The sequence below is a fragment of the Phenylobacterium sp. T106 genome (assembly GCF_057219735.1).
Genome location: NZ_JBXVWA010000009.1, coordinates 67,031 through 86,201, shown reverse-complemented (window position 1 = coordinate 86,201; position 19,171 = coordinate 67,031). Strand labels below are relative to the sequence as shown.

18 protein-coding genes are annotated in these 19,171 nt (G+C 71.5%); 13 read left to right on the top strand and 5 right to left on the bottom strand.

From position 1 onward, the window contains the following. Nucleotides 1-43 precede the first annotated feature (43 nt). On the bottom strand, nucleotides 44-835 hold the full coding sequence (locus AC2D8W_RS18550; protein ID WP_484672773.1) for a TetR/AcrR family transcriptional regulator: 792 nt from the start codon (nucleotides 833-835) through the stop codon (nucleotides 44-46). A gap of 355 nt (nucleotides 836-1,190) precedes the next feature. On the opposite strand from AC2D8W_RS18550, the gene radC reads away from it, so the two are divergent. Both radC and AC2D8W_RS18540 read left to right on the top strand, forming a co-directional pair. After that, a complete protein-coding gene (gene radC / locus AC2D8W_RS18545) occupies nucleotides 1,191-1,937 on the top strand; it encodes a RadC family protein (protein ID WP_293485951.1) in 747 nt (248 codons plus the stop codon). Between the two features lie 122 nt (nucleotides 1,938-2,059). Beyond that, nucleotides 2,060-3,535, top strand: coding sequence for an MFS transporter (locus AC2D8W_RS18540; protein ID WP_484672772.1), 1,476 nt, complete (start codon nucleotides 2,060-2,062; stop codon nucleotides 3,533-3,535). A 155-nt stretch (nucleotides 3,536-3,690) separates the two neighbouring features. On the opposite strand, the gene AC2D8W_RS18535 is transcribed toward AC2D8W_RS18540, so the two are convergent. Continuing rightward, nucleotides 3,691-4,848, bottom strand: a complete 1,158-nt coding sequence (locus AC2D8W_RS18535; protein WP_484672771.1) for a saccharopine dehydrogenase family protein — start codon at nucleotides 4,846-4,848, stop codon at nucleotides 3,691-3,693. An 81-nt stretch (nucleotides 4,849-4,929) separates the two neighbouring features. Between AC2D8W_RS18535 and AC2D8W_RS18530 the strand changes: the two genes are divergently transcribed. From AC2D8W_RS18530 to AC2D8W_RS18500, 7 genes are all read left to right on the top strand, one after another. After that, nucleotides 4,930-5,997 (top strand): beta-N-acetylglucosaminidase domain-containing protein, encoded by a 1,068-nt coding sequence (locus AC2D8W_RS18530; RefSeq protein ID WP_484672770.1) that lies wholly within the window; start codon nucleotides 4,930-4,932, stop codon nucleotides 5,995-5,997. Nucleotides 5,998-6,010: 13 nt separating this feature from the next. Next, complete coding sequence (locus tag AC2D8W_RS18525; protein WP_484672769.1) at nucleotides 6,011-6,973, top strand: aspartyl protease family protein; 963 nt, start codon at nucleotides 6,011-6,013, stop codon at nucleotides 6,971-6,973. Between the two features lie 39 nt (nucleotides 6,974-7,012). Continuing rightward, nucleotides 7,013-7,624, top strand: coding sequence for a DUF4142 domain-containing protein (locus AC2D8W_RS18520; protein ID WP_484672768.1), 612 nt, complete (start codon nucleotides 7,013-7,015; stop codon nucleotides 7,622-7,624). Between the two features lie 160 nt (nucleotides 7,625-7,784). Then, nucleotides 7,785-8,354 (top strand): hypothetical protein, encoded by a 570-nt coding sequence (locus tag AC2D8W_RS18515; protein WP_484672767.1) that lies wholly within the window; start codon nucleotides 7,785-7,787, stop codon nucleotides 8,352-8,354. A gap of 13 nt (nucleotides 8,355-8,367) precedes the next feature. Further along, nucleotides 8,368-9,543: a zinc-dependent alcohol dehydrogenase gene (locus AC2D8W_RS18510; protein WP_484672766.1), complete on the top strand. Its 1,176-nt coding sequence runs from the start codon at nucleotides 8,368-8,370 to the stop codon at nucleotides 9,541-9,543. Between the two features lie 44 nt (nucleotides 9,544-9,587). Further along, complete coding sequence (locus tag AC2D8W_RS18505; RefSeq protein ID WP_484672765.1) at nucleotides 9,588-10,823, top strand: MFS transporter; 1,236 nt, start codon at nucleotides 9,588-9,590, stop codon at nucleotides 10,821-10,823. A 109-nt stretch (nucleotides 10,824-10,932) separates the two neighbouring features. Beyond that, on the top strand, nucleotides 10,933-12,021 hold the full coding sequence (locus tag AC2D8W_RS18500; RefSeq protein ID WP_484672764.1) for a hypothetical protein: 1,089 nt from the start codon (nucleotides 10,933-10,935) through the stop codon (nucleotides 12,019-12,021). Between the two features lie 3 nt (nucleotides 12,022-12,024). Here AC2D8W_RS18500 and AC2D8W_RS18495 read toward each other — a convergent pair whose 3' ends face one another. Then, nucleotides 12,025-12,315, bottom strand: coding sequence for a hypothetical protein (locus tag AC2D8W_RS18495; RefSeq protein WP_484672763.1), 291 nt, complete (start codon nucleotides 12,313-12,315; stop codon nucleotides 12,025-12,027). A 115-nt stretch (nucleotides 12,316-12,430) separates the two neighbouring features. Here AC2D8W_RS18495 and AC2D8W_RS18490 point away from each other — a divergent pair, with 115 nt between their 5' ends. Continuing rightward, nucleotides 12,431-12,844: a four-helix bundle copper-binding protein gene (locus AC2D8W_RS18490; protein ID WP_484672762.1), complete on the top strand. Its 414-nt coding sequence runs from the start codon at nucleotides 12,431-12,433 to the stop codon at nucleotides 12,842-12,844. Between the two features lie 13 nt (nucleotides 12,845-12,857). Here the strand turns inward: AC2D8W_RS18490 and AC2D8W_RS18485 are convergent, their stop codons facing one another. Beyond that, nucleotides 12,858-15,212 carry a heavy metal translocating P-type ATPase gene (locus AC2D8W_RS18485; protein WP_484672761.1) on the bottom strand — a complete coding sequence of 785 codons (2,355 nt, stop codon included), beginning with the start codon at nucleotides 15,210-15,212 and terminating at the stop codon, nucleotides 12,858-12,860. A gap of 77 nt (nucleotides 15,213-15,289) precedes the next feature. Between AC2D8W_RS18485 and AC2D8W_RS18480 the strand changes: the two genes are divergently transcribed. Then, complete coding sequence (locus tag AC2D8W_RS18480; RefSeq protein ID WP_484672760.1) at nucleotides 15,290-15,565, top strand: metal-sensitive transcriptional regulator; 276 nt, start codon at nucleotides 15,290-15,292, stop codon at nucleotides 15,563-15,565. A gap of 19 nt (nucleotides 15,566-15,584) precedes the next feature. On the opposite strand, the gene AC2D8W_RS18475 is transcribed toward AC2D8W_RS18480, so the two are convergent. Then, nucleotides 15,585-16,298, bottom strand: a complete 714-nt coding sequence (locus AC2D8W_RS18475) for a PepSY domain-containing protein (RefSeq protein WP_484672759.1) — start codon at nucleotides 16,296-16,298, stop codon at nucleotides 15,585-15,587. A gap of 64 nt (nucleotides 16,299-16,362) precedes the next feature. Here AC2D8W_RS18475 and AC2D8W_RS18470 point away from each other — a divergent pair, with 64 nt between their 5' ends. Together AC2D8W_RS18470 and AC2D8W_RS18465 are read left to right on the top strand one after the other, a co-directional pair. Then, complete coding sequence (locus tag AC2D8W_RS18470) at nucleotides 16,363-18,078, top strand: copper resistance system multicopper oxidase (RefSeq protein WP_484672758.1); 1,716 nt, start codon at nucleotides 16,363-16,365, stop codon at nucleotides 18,076-18,078. After that, a complete protein-coding gene (locus AC2D8W_RS18465) occupies nucleotides 18,075-19,160 on the top strand; it encodes a copper resistance protein B (RefSeq protein ID WP_484672757.1) in 1,086 nt (361 codons plus the stop codon). The genes AC2D8W_RS18470 and AC2D8W_RS18465 overlap by 4 nt, the downstream gene beginning before the upstream one ends. Nucleotides 19,161-19,171 lie beyond the last annotated feature (11 nt).

The window sequence follows — 19,171 nt, the reverse complement described above, 5'->3', positions numbered from 1 at the left end:
CCGCAGTAAGCACAAACCGACAACTTCGGTCAAATGACCAAAATTAGATTCCCGAAGGGCCTCCGATCCCGCCCTCGGAAATCAATCTGGCGTGCCAGTCGGCAAGGATGTCCTGGAAGTCCTCGGGAGCCAGCAGCGTGGGCGTCGTCCAGCCTGGCCCCTTCTCGTCCGCCTGCCGCCAGCCGAAGGCCTCCAACTGCTCCGGTCGGAACGTCTTCACGAGACCCACGAGGGCGAGGCTGCTGATGGCGGCGTAGAGGGGCAACTCGCCGGACCATGGCTTTTCATGCCCGATGAACATCGTCGATCCGGCGATCGACGCCGAGATGAAGACCGACAGCACCTCTCGCGCTTGCCGCGACAGACCCGGATTGATCTCGGCCACCAAGCTGTTCAGCGTCAGTCGCTCGAGCACATAGATGCGATCCACAGCCCGGGCGACGAAGGGGTCGTGGTTGGCGAGCATCCAAAGGTGCGGGAAGAGCCGCGTCGTCCTCTTCGTCTGGATGTCTTCGAGAAGCAGTCGGATCAGGCGCTCCAGCTTCTGCTCGCCCGAAAGTCCCGGAGCCGCGCGGATTGCCTCGAACTTCTCGGCATAGGGAGCGAGGACCCGGTTCAGGACATCCTGCAGCAGGTCATGGCGCCCCTTGTAGTAGTACGTGACGGCGCCAAGCCGAACGCCGCATCGTCGCGCGACCTCGCGCAGGGTCAGGGCCTGGTAGCCGCTCTCCACAAGGATATCGAGAGACACGTCCAGGATCTGTCCGACACGCTCGCGGCCCGTCTGATAGACTCCCGAGCCCTTGCGGGTTCTCAGCTCCGGCGGATCGCTCATGGCTTCGGCTCTCGACGTATCGCCACCGGGCATAGCATAGCGCGACGTCTTCGCTTGAGCGGCTTGAGCGGCCGATCTCGGGGCGGCCTGGCCGGCCGTGCGCAGGTGACGCCAAGCCTTCAGGCTCACGCGGGCTGCACGGCGTCCTGCAGCGCCAGCCCCGTCCCGCGCCCCGCTAGGCGGCGGCGATCACCAGGACCATCGCCAGGGCGACGGCCATCACCGAGAACACCGTGGTCAGCTTCATGGCCCGCACCCCTCGCCCCATCATGAGGATGCGGCGGCGCGGGGGCGCCGTCCTCCCCCGAACGGGGGCTTGCCAAGCTGGAACGTTTACGGAACAACTGGCGTCGCCATGGCCCGACCGTTCGCCGTCGAAGACGCCGCCGCCCAGCCCGACCTCTGGCGCGGGCGGCCCACGTCCGAGCCGAAGCCGCACTACGCCGGCCATCGTGAGCGGCTGCGCGAGCGGGCGGAGGCCGGCGGCCTGGCGGCGCTCCCCGACTACGAGGTGCTCGAGCTCTTCCTGTTCCGCTCCATCCCCCGCGGCGACGTCAAGCCGCTGGCCAAGCAGCTTCTCGCCCGCTTCGGGTCGCTGGGCGGCGTGCTGGGCGCGACGGCCGAGGAGCTGCGCACTGTGCGCGGCGTCGGCGAGGCGCTGGCGCTGGACCTGAAGCTGCTGCACGAAGCGGGCCTGCGCACCGCCCGCGAGCAGGTGGCGCGCCGCACGGTGATCTCGTCCTGGACCGCCCTGCTCGCCTACGTGAAGACGGCCATGGCCCACGAGGCGCGCGAGCAGTTCCGCGTGCTCTTCCTCGACAAGAAGAACCAGCTGATCGCCGACGAGGTGATGAACCGCGGCACGGTCGACCACGCGCCGGTCTACCCCCGCGAGGTGGTGCGGCGCGCGCTGGAACTGTCGGCCAGCGCGATCATCCTGGTCCACAATCACCCCAGCGGCGATCCGACCCCCTCGTCGCCCGATGTCGAGATGACCCGCCAGATCGTGGACGCGGCGCGGCCGATGCGCATCTCCGTGCACGACCACCTCGTCGTCGGGCGCGACGGGGTCGCCAGCCTCAAGGCGCTGGGCCTGATGTAGCGCCTTGCCTGCGCCGAAACGGGCGCCCCCGGGATTTGAGCAACCGGTTTACAAGTCCGCCGGCCGCCCGGACTATGCGCGCCAACCCGCCGCCAGCGGGAGCGACCATAAGGGCAGGAAGCATGACGGAAGCTGTTGGCCGCGCTCAGGCGGCTTCAGGCGCGCAACCCGGTCCGCCTACGATCTGGACCAAGCTCGCCTATGGCTTCGGCTCGGTGGCCTATGGGGTCAAGGACAACGGCTTCAACTACTTCCTGCTGCTGTTCTACAGCCAGGTGATCGGGGTTGATGCGCGGCTGGTGGGCCTGGCGATCACCACCGCGCTGGTCCTCGACGCGCTCAGCGATCCGATCGTCGGCTACTGGTCCGACAATTTCCACTCCCGGTTCGGCCGCCGGCACCCCTTCATGTACGCCTCGGCGATCCCCGTGGCGGCGACCTACTTCCTGATGTGGAACCCGCCGCAGGGCTGGTCCGACCAGGCGCTGTTCGTCTACCTGCTGGTCATGGCCGTGCTGATCCGCACGTTCATCACCTTCTACGAGACGCCCAGTTCCGCGCTCGCGCCCGAGCTGACCGACGACTACGACCAGCGCAGCTCGCTGCTGAGCTTCCGGTTCTACTTCGGCTGGACCGGCGGCAACGTGATGTCGGTGCTCATGTTCATGGCGCTGTTCCCCATGTTCGTGACGGCGACCATCCCCGACGGCCGGTTCAACCGCGAGGCCTACGAGCTCTACGGGATCATCGCCTCGGCCCTGATCTTTCTGGCGATCATCGTCTCGGCCGGCGGCACCCATGCCCGCATCCGGCACCTGAAGCCGCCGCCGCCCAAGCGCAGCATGACGCTGGGCACGGTGTTCCGCGAGATCATCGAGACCCTGGTGAACCGCTCGTTCGTCTCGCTTTTCTTCGCCGCCCTGCTGGGCGCCGTGGCCACGGGCCTGTCGGCGGCGCTGGCCTTCTATTTCAGCATCTACTTCTGGCGGTTCGATCCGCAGCAGATCGGCTGGGTGACGATCAGCGTCTTCGGCTCGGCCATCATCGGCTCGGTGATGGCGCCCTACATCACCCGCACCCTGGGCAAGAAGCGGGGCGCGATCATCATCGGGCTGGTCGCCTTCCTCGGAAACCCGCTCCCGGTGACCCTGAAGCTCATCGGCGTGCTGCCGGACGACCCCGGCTTCAACTTCCCGATCGTGGTGGCGACCACCATGATCGACACCGGCCTGATCATCTGCTTCCAGATCCTGTCGTCGTCCATGCTGGCCGACCTGGTGGAGCAGGCCGAGCTGCGGACCGGCCGCCGCTCCGAGGGCCTGTTCTTCGCGGCGTCCACCTTCATCCGCAAGGCGGTGCAGGGCGTGGGCGTGATTGCCGCGGGCTTCGTGCTCACCTTCGCGGGCTTCCCGGCCGGCGCGGCCCCGGACCAGGTGTCGGACGAGACGCTGTGGCGGTTCGGCGCGCTCTACGTCCCCACGATCCTCGCGATCTGGCTGGCGATGATCGCGGTGATGACCACCTACAAGCTGAGCCGCGACGACCACGAGGAGAACCTGCGCAAGCTGGCGCAGGCCCGCAGCGGCGGCGGAGGCTAGATTTCAACAGCTTCCGAGCGTCCCGGCGAATGCCGGGACCCAGATCCACGCGCGAGATCTTGGTTGGAGGGGCTCTGAACCCACGGAACCCCCATCTGGGCCATTCCATCTGGATCCCGGCCTTCGCCGGGATGATCGGGCATCAAGTAGGGGCCCTATGCCTCCACCACGAAGCTCAGGCCTGCGTTCGCCTCCAGCCGCTCGACCAGCCTGCCCTGGAGCGCCGCGGCCGGGGTGAGCACGCCGCCGGGCACGTCGGGGGCGCGCACCAGAGCGATCGCGGTCTCGGCCAGCATCTTGGACGTGGAGCCGTAGCCGGGGTCCATGTCGCCCTTCACCGCCACGCGCACCTGGCGGCCGTCGCGGTCGATGCCGATGAACAGGATGTCGTAGAAGCCCGTCTCGCGCTCCTCCTTCGTGGGCCCCTCGCCCGGCTTCGGCGGCCCGCCCGGGATCGAGCCCAGGTCGGTGAAGCCGGGGCCGCCCGAGCCCGGCGCCCCCATGGCCATCTCGTCGTAGACGAAGTCCCGGCCGTAGGGGTGGCCCATCAGCAGGTTCGAACGGTGGACGTTCTTGCTGTTGATCACCGCCATCATGAACGGCGAGACGGGGCCGACGTCCGGGTCCTCCTCCGGCGTCTGGCCGGGAGGCTGCGGCGGGCCCTCGAAGCCCGGCGTCAGGCCGAACGGGCTCATCATGATCGCCAGCAGCGACGGATCCTTCTGGATCGCCGCCATGGTGGCCGCGCCGCTGGCCGCGGTGCCGCCGGACAGGCCGCCCTTCATGCCGCGGATGCGGGCCTTCACGCGCGGGACGGTGTGCCCCAGCTTCGCCTTCGCGGTCTCCTGGCAGAACCAGACGCCGGCCTCGAACGGGATGGAGTCGAAGCCGCACGAGTGCACGATCCGCGCGCCCGACGCCTTCGCCGCGGCGTCGTGCTTGTCGATCATGGCCCGCATCCAGTTGGGCTCGCCCGACAGGTCCAGGCAGTCGGTTCCGGCCGCCACGCAGGCGGCCACGAGCTCGTTGCCGTAGAGCTGATAGGGGCCGACGGTGGTGATCACCGCCTTCGCGCGCGCCACCATGGCGGCGAGCGACGCCGGGTCCGAGGCGTCGGCCACGATCAGCGGCGTCTCCTTCGGCGCGCCGATCTCGTCGCGCACCGCCGCGAGCTTGTCGGCCGAGCGGCCGGCCATGGCCCACGTCACCTCGCCGCCGACGCCGTAGCGCTTCGCCAGGTGCTCGGCCACCAGGCGGCCGGTGTAGCCGGTGGCGCCATAGACGATCAGGTCGAATTCGGCGTTGGGGTTCATGGGCGTTCCTCCGGCGACATGTGGACGGCGACCTTACGAATTTACATCGTTATCGCAACCGCCCTCGGCTAATCAGGGACCATGACTCCGGAACTCGGCATCATCGAGGGCTTCTTCGGGCGGCCCTACACCTGGGACGAGCGCGCCGGGATGGTCCGCGCGCTGCAGCCGGCCGGCTACGGCTTCTACATCTATGCGCCGAAGATCGACGGCTACCTCCGCCGGCGCTGGCGCGAACCCTATCCCGAGGCCGAGCTTGCGGCCCTGGGGGGCTTTGCGGACGCCTGCCGCGCGGCCGGCGTCCGCTTCGGCGTCGGGCTGTCGCCGTACGAGCTGTTCATGGACTTCGACGAGGCGTCCAAGGCCGCGCTCGCCGCCAAGCTGGAGCAGCTGGACAGCCTGGGCCTGGCCGACCTGGGGGTGTTCTTCGACGACATGAAGGGCGACCAGGCCGACCTCGCCGAGCGCCAGGTCGAGATCGCCCACTGGATCGCCGAGCGGAGCCGCGCCGGCCGCCTGATCGTCTGCCCCAGCTACTACACGGACGATCCCATCCTGGACCGCGTCTTCGGCCGACGGCCCGACAACTACCTCGAGGATCTCGGCCGCGGCCTGGACCCCGCCATCCAGCTGATGTGGACCGGCGAGGAGGTGTGCGCCAAGGAGTTCTCGCCCGGCCACCTGGCGCGCGTGACCGAGCAGTTCCGACGCAAGCCGTTCCTCTGGGACAACTATCCCGTCAACGACGGTCCGCGCATGAGCCAGCACCTGCACCTGCGCGCCTTCACGGGGCGGCCCGCCGCAATCGGGCCTCACATCGCCGCGCATGGGGTGAACACCGCCTCTCAGGCGGTGCTGTCGCGCATCCCCGCGCTGACGCTGGCCGAGAGCTACGCCCGGGGCGAGGCCTACGAGTACCTCGCCGCCTTCCGCCGCGCCGCGGTCGAGGTCTGCGGCCCCGAGCTGGCCGACGCCCTGGAGCGCACGATCCTGCTGCTCGACGACACCGGGCTGGACCGGCTCGGCGACGAGCGGCACGGCAACCTGCGGAAGCGCTTCGCCGCCTTCGACCATCCGGCCGCGCGCGAGGTCCTGGCCTGGCTCGACGGCCACTGGCGGATCGGGACCGAGGAGCTGCAGACCCAATGACGGGCCGGGACGGGTGACCACCCGGCGCACGCTCCTCACGCGCGCAGGGCTCCTGGCCGCGGGCGGCGCGGCCCTCTTCCTGGTGCGCGACCGCCTCCCGTGGCCGCCGCTGGAACCCAGGTTCGCCGATGGCCGCGCCACACCCTGGCTGCCGATCCCGCGCCAGGGGCTGATCGAGGTCCCGGCGGTGGTGAACGGCCGGCGCCTGCGCGCCATCGTCGACACCGGCGCGGAGTTCACGGCCGTGGACGCCGCCTTCGCCGAGCGCGCCGGGCTCGAGCGCCCGCTGGCGGCGCCGGTGCTCGCCTACGGCGTCAGCGGACGTCCCTCGCTCGCCCACACCGTGCGGCTGGATCTGAGACTGCCCGGCTTCGCCATCGACCGCGTGCGGGCGGCGGCCCTCGACCTGGCCGCCATCTCCGCGGCGACCGGCCGCGACTTCCAGCTCCTGATCGGACGCGACGTGCTGTCCCGCGTCGTGCTCGAGGCGGATTTCACGCGCGACAGGGTGCGCCTCGTGGCGGCGGACCGGGCCGCGACGCCGGCGCGGGCGATGATCCTGCCGCTGACCCCGCGCAGCGGCGCGCCCACGGTGCCCGTCGCGATCGAGGACGCCGCGCCTCTGGACCTCCTGGTGGACACCGGCGCCAGCGGCTGGATCGCCCTGTCGGAGGCGGCGGCCGCCCAGGCCGGCCTCCTGGCGCCCGGCCGCCAGGTCTCCCAGGCGCACTCGGTGGGCCTCGGCGGCCTGAGCGTCGATCGCCTGGTCACGGCGCGCCAGGTGCGGCTGGGTCCGGTGACGCTGCGCGACATCGACGTGCAGATCTATGCGCCCGCCACCCATGCGCCGGCCCCCTCGGGCCTGATCGGCCTGCGGCTCCTGCGCCGCTTCGGCATGGCCGTCGACCTCGGACGGCGGCGGCTGGTCCTCCAGACCCCGGCCCTCAGCGTCGTGTCCGGAACAAACGCCCGCTGAGCCGGGTTGCTCGCCCACATTTGATCCAGGGAGAGCTTGATGAAGACCCCGACCCTATTCGCGGCCGCAGCGGCCGCGCTTGCGCTGGCCGCGTGCCAGAAGACCGACAACCCCCCGGCCTCCACCGACGCGGGCACCACGAACGAGACCGTCAACGCCGCGCAGGACGCGACCAGCGCCGCCGTGGGCGCCGTGGCGGCCAACACCATGGGCCCCATGACCACGGAATCGTTCGTCACCAACGCCGCGATCAGCGACATGTACGAGGTCCAGGCCGGGCGGATCGCCCAGCAGAAGGCCCGCTCGGCGGACGTGAAGGCGTTCGGCCAGATGATGGCCACCGACCACACGGCCATGATGAACCAGATGAAGCCGCTGGCCACCGCGGCCAACCAGACGCCGCCGACCGGCCTCGACGAGCGCCGCAAGGGCATGATCGACAACCTGAACGCGGCCTCGGCCGCCGACTTCGATCGCGTCTACCTCAGCCAGCAGGAGGCGGCCCACAGCGAGGCGCTCGACCTCATGCGGGGCTACGCCGAGCGCGGCGACAACGCCGGGCTCAAGGACATGGCCGGGAAGGCCGTTCCCAAGATCCAGCAGCACCTCGACCGCGTGAAGCAGCTGCAGCAGGCCGGCGGCGCGACCTGACGCCGGTCCTCGCTTACGGACCCGACGCCCGCCGAGCGCCCGCCCGGCGGGCGTTTTCGTGTCGGCGCGCGCCCCGATCACTTTGTCAGGCCCGTGGAACGAAGACCCCCGCTCGCGGGTCTCGCTGGGACAGCCCACGCAGCCACCCTGGAGCCCGCCCGTGTCCATCGCCGACCCTGAGCTCGACGCCGCCGCCCCGAAACGCCGCAGGAAGTCGGCCGCCCCGGAAGCCCTCGCCACCGAGCCGCGGTCCTGGACCTTCGACCAGGCGGCCGCCGCGCCGGTGCACGGCGCGGCCGCGCCGCTGCCGGGGGGCGGCCAGGCGCACTTCTTCGCCGACCGCGTGCGCGCCCGGCCCGCCGTCGCGCCGCAGGTGTCCTTCATGCTGGGCCAGAACGCGATCGGCCTGGGCCTCTGGGGCCTGTTCGCGCCGGGCAGCGTCAACAGCTTCCTGGGCCTGACGAACTCGCCCGAGATCACCCGGCTGGCGTTCGGCGCGCGGGAGATGGCCACCGGCGTCACCCTCGCCTCGGATCCCACGCGCGCCTCGATCCTGTGGGCCCGCGTCGCCGGCGACGCCTTCGACATCGCCGTGCTGAGCCGCCTGTGCGGACCCGAGAATCCCAAGCGCGGCAACGCCCGCGTCGCCCTCGGCGTCGTACTCGCGGTCACGGCGCTCGATCTCTTCGCCGCGGTGCGCATGAGCACCGTGAAGCGCAATTGCGTCTGACCGGAGACCACGCATGAAAGCCATCTGCTGGCAGGGCAAGAAGGATCTCCGCTGCGAGGTCGTGCCCGACCCCATCATCGAAGACCCGAAGGACGCCATCATCCGGGTCACCTCCACCTGCATCTGCGGGTCGGACCTGCACCTGCGCAACGGCCTGGTCCCGACCATGTGCCTGGGCGACGTGCTGGGCCACGAGCCCATGGGCGAGGTGGTCGAGGTCGGCCCCGAGGCGCGCGCGGGCGGCCTGAACGTCGGCGACCGCGTGGTCGTGCCGTTCCAGATGATCTGCGGCGAGTGCGAGCAGTGCCTGGCGGGCAACTTCTCGGTCTGCCAGGTCACCAACCGCAACGCCCACCTCGCCAAGGCCTTCTTCGGCGACACGACGGCGGGGCTTTTCGGCTATTCGCACATCACCGGCGGCTATGCCGGCGGCCAGGCCGAGTACATGCGTGTGCCCTATGCGGCGAGCACGGTCGTCAAGGTCCCCCACACCGGCGAGGACGAGAAGTACCTGTTCCTCTCCGACATCCTGCCCACCGGCTGGCAGGCGGCGAAGTTCGCCGACATCCAGCCCTCGGACACGGTGGCGGTGTGGGGCTGCGGGCCCGTCGGCTTGTTCACGATCCAGTCGGCGATCGTGCAGGGAGCCCACCGCGTGATCGCCATCGACGACGTGCCCGAGCGCCTGGCCGTCGCCCAGCGCCTCGGCGCCGAGATCCTCGACCGCAGCCAGGTGAACGTGATCGCCGCGCTGAAGGAGATGACCGGCGGCCACGGACCGGCGAAGTGCATCGACGCCGTCGGCATCGAGGCGCACGGGCCCACGCCGGTCCTGCAGATGATCGACCGCGTGCAGGTGGCGCTGAAGCTCGAGACCGAGCGGCCGGTGGCCCTGCGCGAGGCGATCATGGCCTGCAAGTCGGCCGGCACGGTCTCGATCCCGGGCGTCTACGGCGGGATGTCGAACATGATCCCGATGGGCGCGCTGATGAACAAGGGGCTCACCATCCGCACCGGCCAGACGCACGTGAAGCGCTGGACGGACGATCTCCTGCAGCGCATCGACTCCGGCGAGATCGACCCGACCTTCGTCGTGACGCACACCGAGCCGCTGGGCCGCGCGCCCGAAATGTACGGCCTGTTCAACGACAAGAAGGACGGTTGCATCAAGGTGGTGCTGAAGCCTTGACGCGCGGGGTGGAGGTCCGGCGCAACGCCGGGTAAGCCCTGGGGGTGAGCCCGCCCCGTCCCGGCCCGACACAGGTTCCGCCGCCGCCCTCCGCGGCGGCGGTGCCCGTGCTGCTGCTCACGGTCATCCTGAGCCTGATCGGGTTCGGCGTGGTGATCCCGCTGCTGCCGTTCTTCGCCACGGCGTTCGACGCCGAACCCTGGCAGGTGACGCTGCTGTTCGCCGTCTATTCGGCGGGCCAGTTCGGCGGCGAACTCTTCTTCGGCCGCCTGTCCGACCGGATCGGCCGCCGGCCCGTGCTCTTGATCACCATCGTCGCCTCGGGGCTGGGCTACCTGGCGCTCGCCTTCTCGCCGACGATCTGGATCGCCATCCTCGTCCGCGCGCTGGCGGGCTTCTTCTCCGGCAACATGTCGGTGATCCAGGGCTACATCGTCGACGTCTCGCCCGCCGCCGCCCTGCCCCACCGGCTGGGTCTGGTGGGCTCGGCGTTCAACGTGGGCTTCGTGGTGGGACCGGCCCTGGGAGGGCTGATGGCCCAGCCCAGCCTGGGCCCCACCGGCTTCCAGCCGCCCCTGATCGTGGCCGCGGCCCTCTGCGCGGCGGCCACGATCGGGGTGATCGCGTTCGTGCGCGAGAGCCGGCATCCGCAGACGAGCGCGGGGCCGCGGGGCAACCCCTTCGAGGCCATGGGCGAGGCATGGCGCCATCCGGTGCTGCGCCGGGCGTTCGCCACCATCTTCCTGGGCTTCTTCGCCTCGTCGTCCATGTGGTCGGTGCTGGGACTCTGGACCGAAGCGCGGTTCGGGTGGGGGCCGCGCCAGGTCGGGCTCGTCATGGCGGGAACGGGCGTCGCCGCCGCGGTCACCCAGGCCGTGCTGTCGGGGATGCTGGTGCGCCGCTGGGGCGCGGGCGTGACCATCGCGGGCGGACTGGCCTTCGCATCGGTCTGCATGCTGGCCATGGCCGCCTCGCCCGTGGGCTGGATGGCGGCCCTTGCGCTGACCGCTTCGGTCGTCGGGCACTCCGTCTGGCAGCCGGCCACCACGACCCTGGTCTCGCGGTCTACGCATCCCGACCGCCAGGGCGCCGTCCTGGGCGCGGGCAGCGCCTCCGGCGCCGCGTCGCGGGTGGTCGGCCCGGTGCTGGGCGGCGCGCTGTTCTCCATCGTGGGCCCCTGGGCGCCGGTGGTCGCGGCGGGGCTGTTCATGCTGCCGGCGGCCTGGCTGGGCTGGCGGGCGGCCGAGGCGCTGCGCCGGCATGGCGTCCATCCCGGCTGATCCCCTTCCGCAAGACGCGGCCAAGGGCCTATGCTGCCTGCGACGGACTCGAAGATCCGGTTTGTTCCGCGGCCCGCTCGGGCGTCGCGGGACCCATAGGAGGAAGCCCATGACCCGCCGCCTGGCGCTCGCCGCCCTGGCCGCCGCGATCGCGGCGGCGCCCCTCGTCATCCCCGAGGCGTCTCATGCCGCCCTTTCCGACCCGGCCGCGTACGCCAAGGGCTACAAGGCGCCGCGCAACGCCTGGGGCCAGCCCGACCTGGCCGGCGTGTGGTCGCCCGCCACGATCACGCGGCTGGAGCGGGACGCCGCGCTGGGCCAGCGGCTGGTGCTGACCGACGCCGAGGTGAAGGCCGCCGAGAGCGCCAACGCCCAGCTGAACGCCGCCGGCGCCGCGCCGACGGACCCCAAGCTGCGCACCGAGGATCTGCCGCACGAGTGCGGCCGCGGCTTCTCGGGCGTGAACTGCGGATACAACAACTTCTGGGTCGATCCCGGCACGCGGGTGATGCGCGTCGGCGCCGAGGCCCGCTCGTCGATCCTGGTGTCGCCCGCGTCGGGCCGGCTGCCCATGCGCCCCGAGGCGCTCGCCCGCCAGCGGGCGCAGTTCGGCAACGCGCAGGTGGGCAACTTCGACGGCCCCGAGCGCCGCCCGCTGGGCGAGCGCTGCCTCGTGGGCTTCGGCTCCACGTCCGGCCCGCCGATGCTGCCGGTGCTCTACAACAACCACTACGCCATCGCGCAGTCGCCGGACCAGGTCGCGGTGCAGATCGAGATGGTGCACGACGTGCGGGTCTTCCGGCTGAACGACCGCCACGAGCCGGCGTCGATCCGCAAGTGGATGGGCGACAGCGTCGCGCGCTGGGAGGGCGAGACGCTGGTGGTCGAGACCACCAACTTCCGCCCTGACCAGACCTTCCGGGGCGCCACGGCCGACATGCGCGTGACCGAGCGCTTCACCCGCATCTCACCGACCCAGCTCCTCTACCAGTTCCGCGTCACCGACCCGGCGACCTTCACCGAGCCTGTGGAGGGCGAGGTGGCCTGGAACCTCAGCAAGGACCAGATCTACGAGTACGCCTGCGCCGAGGGGAACTACGCGCTGCCCGGCATCCTGGCGGGCGCCCGGGAAGAGGAACGCAAGGGCCGGGAGATGGAAGGCAACCGCGGCGAGGTGAAGGAGGAAGGCGGCGACTGACGCCTACTTCCGCTCGCCGCCCGTCACCGTCTCGCCCGTGGGCGCGGGCGCGTCGGCCGGCGGCGTCACGACGACGGCGGTGTTCGAGCCCTGCGGCGTCTCGGCGATGGCCGCCGCGCCCTGGGCGGCCGCCTCGAGCTGCTGGTCGCTCACCTGGCTTTCCGGCAACGTGGTCTTCACCTCGACCTCGGCGGTCCCCGTGTTGACCTCGGCTTCGCGTTCCTTCGAACAGGCCCCCAGGGTGAGCGCGAGGGTGGCGGCGGCGACCGCGGCGAACGGCAGGTTCCGGTGCATTCGGATGTCTCCTTGGGTGGCCGTGCGGAAAAGCGCGACGGGCCCCGGTAGTTCCGGCGCCGCTGCAACCGAAGGGGGCCGGCACGGTTGTGGACCGTCCCCCAAGGAGATCGCCATGCGCACCCACGCCATGATCGCCACGCATCCCCAGGTCCGCGGCGCCACGAACGACGCCCTCATCCGCGCGATCGAACTCGCCGCCAACTGCGCCCAGGTCTGCGCCTCCTGCGCCGACGCGTGCCTCGCCGAGCCGAATGTGGCGGAGCTGACCCAGTGCATCCGGTTCAACCTCGACTGCGCCGACCTGTGCACCAGCACGGCGCTGGTCGGGGCGCGCCGCACCGGCTCCAACGAGCGCGTCATCCAGCGCCTGCTGGCGACCTGCGCCGAGGCCTGCCGGCTCTGCGGCGACGAATGCAGCCGTCACGCGCAGCACATGGAGCACTGCCGGATCTGCGCCGAGGCCTGCCGCGAATGCGAGCAGGCCTGCGGCGAGGCCGCCGACAGCATCACGCCCGGCGTCCACTGACCCGCCCGGCGCGCTACAGCCGCACGCCACGCAGCCGCAACGCGTTGCCGACGACGCTGACGCTGGAAAGCGCCATGGCGGCCGCGGCGATCTGCGGCGACAGCAGCCAGCCGAACACCGGGTAGAGCAGGCCCGCCGCCACGGGCACGCCCGCGGCGTTGTAGGCGAAGGCGAACACCAGGTTCTGGCGGATGTTGCGCATCACCGTCCGCGACAGCCGCCGCGCCCGCACGAGGCCGATCAGGTCGCCGGTCAGCAGGGTCACCCCCGCGCTCTCGATCGCCACGTCCGACCCCGCGCCCATGGCCACGCCCACGTCGGCGGCCGCCAGGGCCGGGGCGTCGTTGACGCCGTCGCCCGCCATGGCGACGCGGCGGCCTTCGCGCCGAAGCCGCTCCACGACGGCGGCCTTGTCCTGCGGCAGCACCTCGGCCGCGACCTCGTCGATGCCCAGCCGGCGGGCCACCGCCTCGGCCGTGGTGCGGTTGTCCCCGGTCATCATGACCAGCCGGACGCCCTCGGCCTTCAGCGCACGGACCGCCTCGGGCGTCGTGGCCTTCACCGGATCGGCGATGGCGAAGATCGCCGCGGCCTCGCCGTCGAGCGCCATGAAGATCGCGCTGGCCCCCTCGGCCCGAAACGCCTCGGCCTCGGCCTCGAGCGCCGAGGTGTCGACACCGAGCTCGGCGAGGAAGCGGCCCGACCCCAGCGCCACCCGACGCCCGCCGACGACCCCGGTCACGCCCTTGCCGACGGGCGAGTCGAAGCCGGTGGGCTCCGCGAGGGTCAGCCCGCGCGCGCGGGCGGCCTGCACGATGGCGTCGGCCAGGGGATGCTCGCTCCCCCGCTCGAGACTCGCCGCGAGCCGCAACGCCTCGGCCTCGTCGAGGCCCGCGACCGGCCGGATCGCGGTGACCGCCGGCCGCCCCTCGGTCAGGGTTCCGGTCTTGTCGACGACCAGGGTGTCCAGCGCTCCGAAGCGCTCGAGCGCCTCGGCGTCCTTGATCAGGACCCCGGCCTGCGCGCCGCGACCCACGCCGACCATGATCGAGATCGGCGTCGCGAGGCCCAGCGCGCACGGACAGGCGATGATCAGCACCGACACCGCCGCGACCAGTGCGAAGGCGAACGGGGGCTCGGGCCCGAACACCCACCAGCCCGCGAACGCCAGCACGGACGCGGCGATCACGGCCGGCACGAACCAGCCCGAGACCCTGTCCGCCATCCGCTGGATCGGCGCGCGGCTGCGCTGGGCGGCGGCGACCATCTGCACGATGCGGGCAAGCAGGGTCTCGGCGCCCACCTTCTCGGCCCGCATGACGAACGAGCCGGTCCTGTTGATCGAACCGCCGACCACCTTCGCGCCGGCCTCCTTGGTGACCGGCATGGACTCGCCCGTGACCATCGACTCGTCGATCGAGACGCGGCCTTCCAGGACCTCGCCGTCGACGGGGACCTTCTCGCCCGGGCGGACGCGCAGGCGGTCGCCGGGCTGGACGAGGTCCAGGGTCACCTCCTCGTCGTCGCCGTCCTCGCGCACCCGGCGCGCGGTCTTGGGCGCGAGGTCGAGCAGGGCCCGGAGCGCCCCGGACGTCTGCTCGCGGGCCCGCAGTTCCAGGACCTGGCCCAGCAGCACCAGGACGGTGATCACCGAGGCCGCCTCGAAATAGATCGGGACGCTGCCGTCGTGCCGGCGGAAGGCCGGCGGGAAGACCCCGGGCGCCAGCGTCGCCACGAGGCTGTAGGCGAAGGCCACGCCCACGCCCATGGCGATGAGGGTGAACATGTTGAGGTTGCGGGTGCGCAGCGAGGCCCATCCGCGCTCGAAGAACGGCCAGCCCGCCCAGAGCACGACCGGCGCCGACAGGGCGAGCTGCAGCCAGTTCGAGACCTTGGGTGCGATCAGGGCGTGCAGGTCCACCAGGTGGCCGCCCATCTCCAGCGCGAACACCGGCAGGGTGAACGCCAGGCCGACCCAGAACCGCCGCGTCATGTCGGCCAGTTCGGGATTGGGCCCTGCGTCGGCGGTGACCGTCTCGGGCTCCAGCGCCATGCCGCAGATCGGGCAGCTGCCGGGGCCCTCCTGACGGACCTCGGGGTGCATGGGGCAGGTGTAGATGGCGCCGGGCGCGGCGGGCGGCGGCGGCGCGCGCTCGGTTTCCAGGTACTTCACCGGATCGGCGACGAACTTGGTGCGGCAGCCGGCGCTGCAGAAGTGGAACGGGACGCCCGCGTGCTCTGCATGATGCGGGCTCGTGAGCGGATTCACCTTCATGCCGCACACCGGGTCGGTGGCGGTCTTGCCCGCATCTGCCGGCGTCCCGCCGTGATCGTGGGCGTGGTGGTGGTGGTGATCGTGATGGGCCATGGCTGCCTCCAGGCCATGTCAGATATACCCCCATGGGGCATTGCGCAATTACCCGGGCAGGGTATATCTGTCGCCCTATGGAACGTGAGAACAAGCCCCGCCTCGTGAACCGCCTGAACCGCATCGAGGGGCAGGTGCGCGGCGTCGCGCGCATGGTCGAGGAAGACCGCTACTGCATCGACGTGCTCACGCAGATCCAGGCGGTGCGCGCCGCCCTGGCGAAGGTCGAGACCGAGATGCTGCGCGACCACCTGGGCCACTGCATCGAGGGCGCCATCGCCGCCGGCGACAAGGACGAGCAGCGCCGCAAGGCGTCCGAACTGATCCAGCTCCTGGAGCGGACGGCCCGCTGATATGCCTGTCGTGTCCTGCCTAGCCCGCCGCACGGCGGCGGCGCAGTCCCTTGAGATCGCGCGCCAGCCGGATCACCAGGATGATCAGGCCCGTCACCGCCATGGGCAGCGACAGCGCCGCCGCGGCGATGATCAGCGGGTGGTTGAAGTCCTCGCCCGTCGTGAAGTCCAGGATGTGGAGCCGCCAGAAGAAGTCGTAGAACCGCCAGACGTCGGACCGTCGGCTCACCACCTCGCCCGTCTCGGGCGAGACGTAGAAGCGGGTCTTTTCGGCGTCGTCGAAGTCGACGGCCCAGAGCGGCCCCGGCCGCCCCGCCTCCTGCGGCGGCTCGGCGAACCAGCGCACGGCGACCGGCTTGCCCTGCCCCTGGTACTGCGCGCCCGCCAGGAAGCGCGCCTCGGCCTGGGGCAGCGCCGCCACGTGGTTCCCGGTGGCGGCGTCGGCCACGTGCGTGCGGCCGTCGGCGTCCTTCAGCACCCACAGCGGGCCGCGAAGCGTCGACTTGAGCGTCGCCTCCACGGGCGTGACGCCCAGGCGCGCGGCCGCGGCGGCGTAGCTCACCAGGCCCTCGGCCGGCAGCGCGTCGGCCTGGAAGCGCGCCAGATGGTGCTCGCCGCGGACCCGTTCGATGGGAATGGCGGTCATGACCAGGCCGCCCGCCACCCAGGCCAGCACCTGCAGTCCCACCACCAGGCCCAGCCACTTGTGGATCTGGGTCGACACCCGAAGCATGACGCGCCTCCCCCGCCGTCGGCGAACGAATCCCGCCACGAACAGAGCCTAAGGACCCCCCGTGATGCGCCCCCGCGCAACTGATTTCGACAGACGCCAGCTCCTGCGCGGCGCGGCCGCCCTCGGCGGGGGCGGCGCGCTCGCGGCGCTCCTGCCCGCCTGGGCCCGCAGCCAGACGCCCGGGCTCGCCGCCGCTCGTGCGCTGACCGGCCCCGAGATCAGGCTCACGGTCGACCACGTCCCCCTGACCGTCGACGGCCGCGCCGGGCACGGGATCGCCATCAACGGTTCGGTCCCCGGCCCGCTGATCCGGCTGAAGGAGGGCGAGACGGTCCGCATCGCCCTCGAGAACCGGCTGAAGGACGAACAGACCTCGATCCACTGGCACGGCGTGCTGCTGCCGTTCCAGATGGACGGCGTGCCGGGCGTCAGCTTCCCGGGCGTCGATCCCGGCGAGACCTTCGTCTACGAGTTCCCCGTCAGGCACGCGGGCACGTTCTGGTACCACAGCCATTCGGGCCTGCAGGAGCTGGTCGGCCACTACGCGCCGATCATCTTCGATCCCGCGGGCGCCGACCCGATCGCCTACGATCGCGAGCACGTCCTGGTGCTCTCGGACTACAGCTTCCTGCACCCGCACACGCTGATGAAAAAGCTCAAGCAGGAGCCCGGCTACTTCAACCGCCAGAAGCAGACCGTGGCCGGGCTGCTCGCGGGCCGCGACCAACCGCTGAAGGACCGCGCCGCCTGGGCCTCCATGCGGATGGATCCCACCGACATCCTCGACGTGACCGGCTCGACCTACCGCTACCTGGTGAACGGCCACGGCCCGCGCGACAACTGGACCGGCCTGTTCAGGCCCGGCGAGCGGGTGCGCCTGCGCCTCATCAACGCGGGGGCGATGACGCTCTTCAACCTGCGCATCCCGGGGCTGCCGATGACCGTCGTCCAGGCCGATGGCGAGAACGTGCGCCCGGTGGTGGTCGACGAACTGCAGATCGCCAACGCCGAGACCTACGACGTGGTGGTCACGATCCCGGACGACCGCGCCTACACCCTCGTCGCCGAGGCGGCCGACGGATCGGGAATGGCCCGCGCCACGCTGGCCCCCCGCCCCGGCATGTCGGCCGAGGTTCCGCCCCTGCGTCCGCGCAAGGTGCTGACCATGCGCGACATGGGCATGGACATGTCGGGCCATGCCGGCCACGGCGGCGGCGGCCACAGCATGTCGATGCGCGACCCGAAGAACGCGCCCCAGGTGAAGCTGACGCCCAGCGTTCAGATGATCTCGCCGATGCCGGTCGACCGGATCGGCGAGCGCCCCACCGGCCTGGAGGACGCGCCCGGCCGCGTGCTGACCTACAAGGACCTGGTGGCCCTCGCCCCCAATCCGAAGGCCGCGCCGCCGACCCGGCAGATCGAGGTCCACCTCACGGGCAACATGGAACGCTTCATGTGGTCGTTCGACGGAGTGAAGTACTCCGAAGGCGCCGAGCCCATCCCCTTCCGCCTGGACGAGCGCGTCCGCGTGGTCCTGGTCAACGACACCATGATGAACCACCCGATTCACCTCCACGGGCACTTCTTCGAGGTGGTCAACGGGGCCGAGGCGGACCGGCAGCCGCGCAAGCACACCGTCAACGTCATGCCCGGCGCGAAGCTCGCCTTCGACCTGACGGCCGACGCGCCCGGCGACTGGGCGTTCCACTGCCACATGCTCCTGCACATGCACGCCGGGATGTTCCGAGTGGTGACCGTGCGACCGATGGCGCACGCATGAACCCCGCCCTGATCCTGGCGCTCGCCGCCATCGCCGCCCCCGCCACCGCCCCCGCCGCCGCTCAGGTGTCCGATCCGCACGCCGCGCACCGGGCTCAGGCCGCGCCAGCCGATCCGCACGCGCACCACCGGCCTGCCCCGCCCGCCCCACCGGCGGCGGACCCGCACGCGCATCACAGGTCGGCGCCGCCCGCTCCCGCTGTGGCCGACCCGCACGCCGGCCACGCCGCGCCTGCAGACCCGCACGCGCATCACAGGCCGGCCCCGCCCGCCCCACCGCTGGCCGATCCGCACGCCGGCCATTCGGCGCATGACCCGCATGCCGGCCACGTCGTACAGCCTGCGCCGATCCCGTCCGCGCCGGCGCCGCCGGTTCCCACCGATCACGCCGCCGACCGGGTCTTCCCGCCGGCCGACATGGCGGCCGCGCGCGGCCTGCTGCGTCGCGAGCATGGCGTGATGAACTGGGCCACGACGCGCCTGGAGACCTTCGAGTATCGCCCCGCCGGCCGCGGCGACGGCTATGCCTGGGAAGGGACCATCTCCTACGGCGGAGACATCGACCGGCTGGTCATCGCGACCGAGGGCGAGAGCGAGGGCCATGGACTGGAGGACGCTGAGATCCAGGCGCTGTGGTCCCACGCCGTCGGCCCCTACTTCGACCTGCGCGCCGGCGTCCGCCACGACCTGGAGCCGCGCCGCCGGACCTACGCCACCGTGGGGGTCGAGGGCCTGGCGCCCTACTGGTTCGAGGTCGGCGCGCACGCGTTTCTGTCAGACCGGGGCGACGTCACCGTCCGGCTGGAGGGCTCGTACGACCTGCGCCTGAGCCAGAGGCTGATCCTGGAGCCGCGGGCCGAGGCGAACCTGGCCGCGCAAGACGCGCCCGCCCTGGGCCTGGCCGCCGGCGTCACCGATCTCGAGCTGGGATTGCGGCTGCGCTATGCCGTCGCGCCGGAGTTCGCGCCCTATGTCGGCGTCAACTGGAGCCGCAAGCTGGGCGAAACCGCCGGCCGCGCGCGCGCGGCCGGCGATGATGTCGAGGACACCCGTCTGGTGGTGGGCTTGCGCGCCTGGTTCTGAACAGGCGCGGC

Bases quoted from the DNA above. Each gene is read 5' to 3' on its own strand.
- AC2D8W_RS18550 (WP_484672773.1), bottom strand. From the start codon at position 835: ATGAGCGATCCGCCGGAGCTGAGAACCCGCAAGGGCTCGGGAGTCTAT.
- radC (WP_293485951.1), top strand. From the start codon at position 1,191: ATGGCCCGACCGTTCGCCGTCGAAGACGCCGCCGCCCAGCCCGACCTC.
- AC2D8W_RS18540 (WP_484672772.1), top strand. From the start codon at position 2,060: ATGACGGAAGCTGTTGGCCGCGCTCAGGCGGCTTCAGGCGCGCAACCC.
- AC2D8W_RS18535 (WP_484672771.1), bottom strand. From the start codon at position 4,848: ATGAACCCCAACGCCGAATTCGACCTGATCGTCTATGGCGCCACCGGC.
- AC2D8W_RS18530 (WP_484672770.1), top strand. From the start codon at position 4,930: ATGACTCCGGAACTCGGCATCATCGAGGGCTTCTTCGGGCGGCCCTAC.
- AC2D8W_RS18520 (WP_484672768.1), top strand. From the start codon at position 7,013: ATGAAGACCCCGACCCTATTCGCGGCCGCAGCGGCCGCGCTTGCGCTG.
- AC2D8W_RS18510 (WP_484672766.1), top strand. From the start codon at position 8,368: ATGAAAGCCATCTGCTGGCAGGGCAAGAAGGATCTCCGCTGCGAGGTC.
- AC2D8W_RS18500 (WP_484672764.1), top strand. From the start codon at position 10,933: ATGACCCGCCGCCTGGCGCTCGCCGCCCTGGCCGCCGCGATCGCGGCG.
- AC2D8W_RS18495 (WP_484672763.1), bottom strand. From the start codon at position 12,315: ATGCACCGGAACCTGCCGTTCGCCGCGGTCGCCGCCGCCACCCTCGCG.
- AC2D8W_RS18490 (WP_484672762.1), top strand. From the start codon at position 12,431: ATGCGCACCCACGCCATGATCGCCACGCATCCCCAGGTCCGCGGCGCC.
- AC2D8W_RS18485 (WP_484672761.1), bottom strand. From the start codon at position 15,212: ATGGCCCATCACGATCACCACCACCACCACGCCCACGATCACGGCGGG.
- AC2D8W_RS18480 (WP_484672760.1), top strand. From the start codon at position 15,290: ATGGAACGTGAGAACAAGCCCCGCCTCGTGAACCGCCTGAACCGCATC.
- AC2D8W_RS18475 (WP_484672759.1), bottom strand. From the start codon at position 16,298: ATGCTTCGGGTGTCGACCCAGATCCACAAGTGGCTGGGCCTGGTGGTG.
- AC2D8W_RS18470 (WP_484672758.1), top strand. From the start codon at position 16,363: ATGCGCCCCCGCGCAACTGATTTCGACAGACGCCAGCTCCTGCGCGGC.
- AC2D8W_RS18465 (WP_484672757.1), top strand. From the start codon at position 18,075: ATGAACCCCGCCCTGATCCTGGCGCTCGCCGCCATCGCCGCCCCCGCC.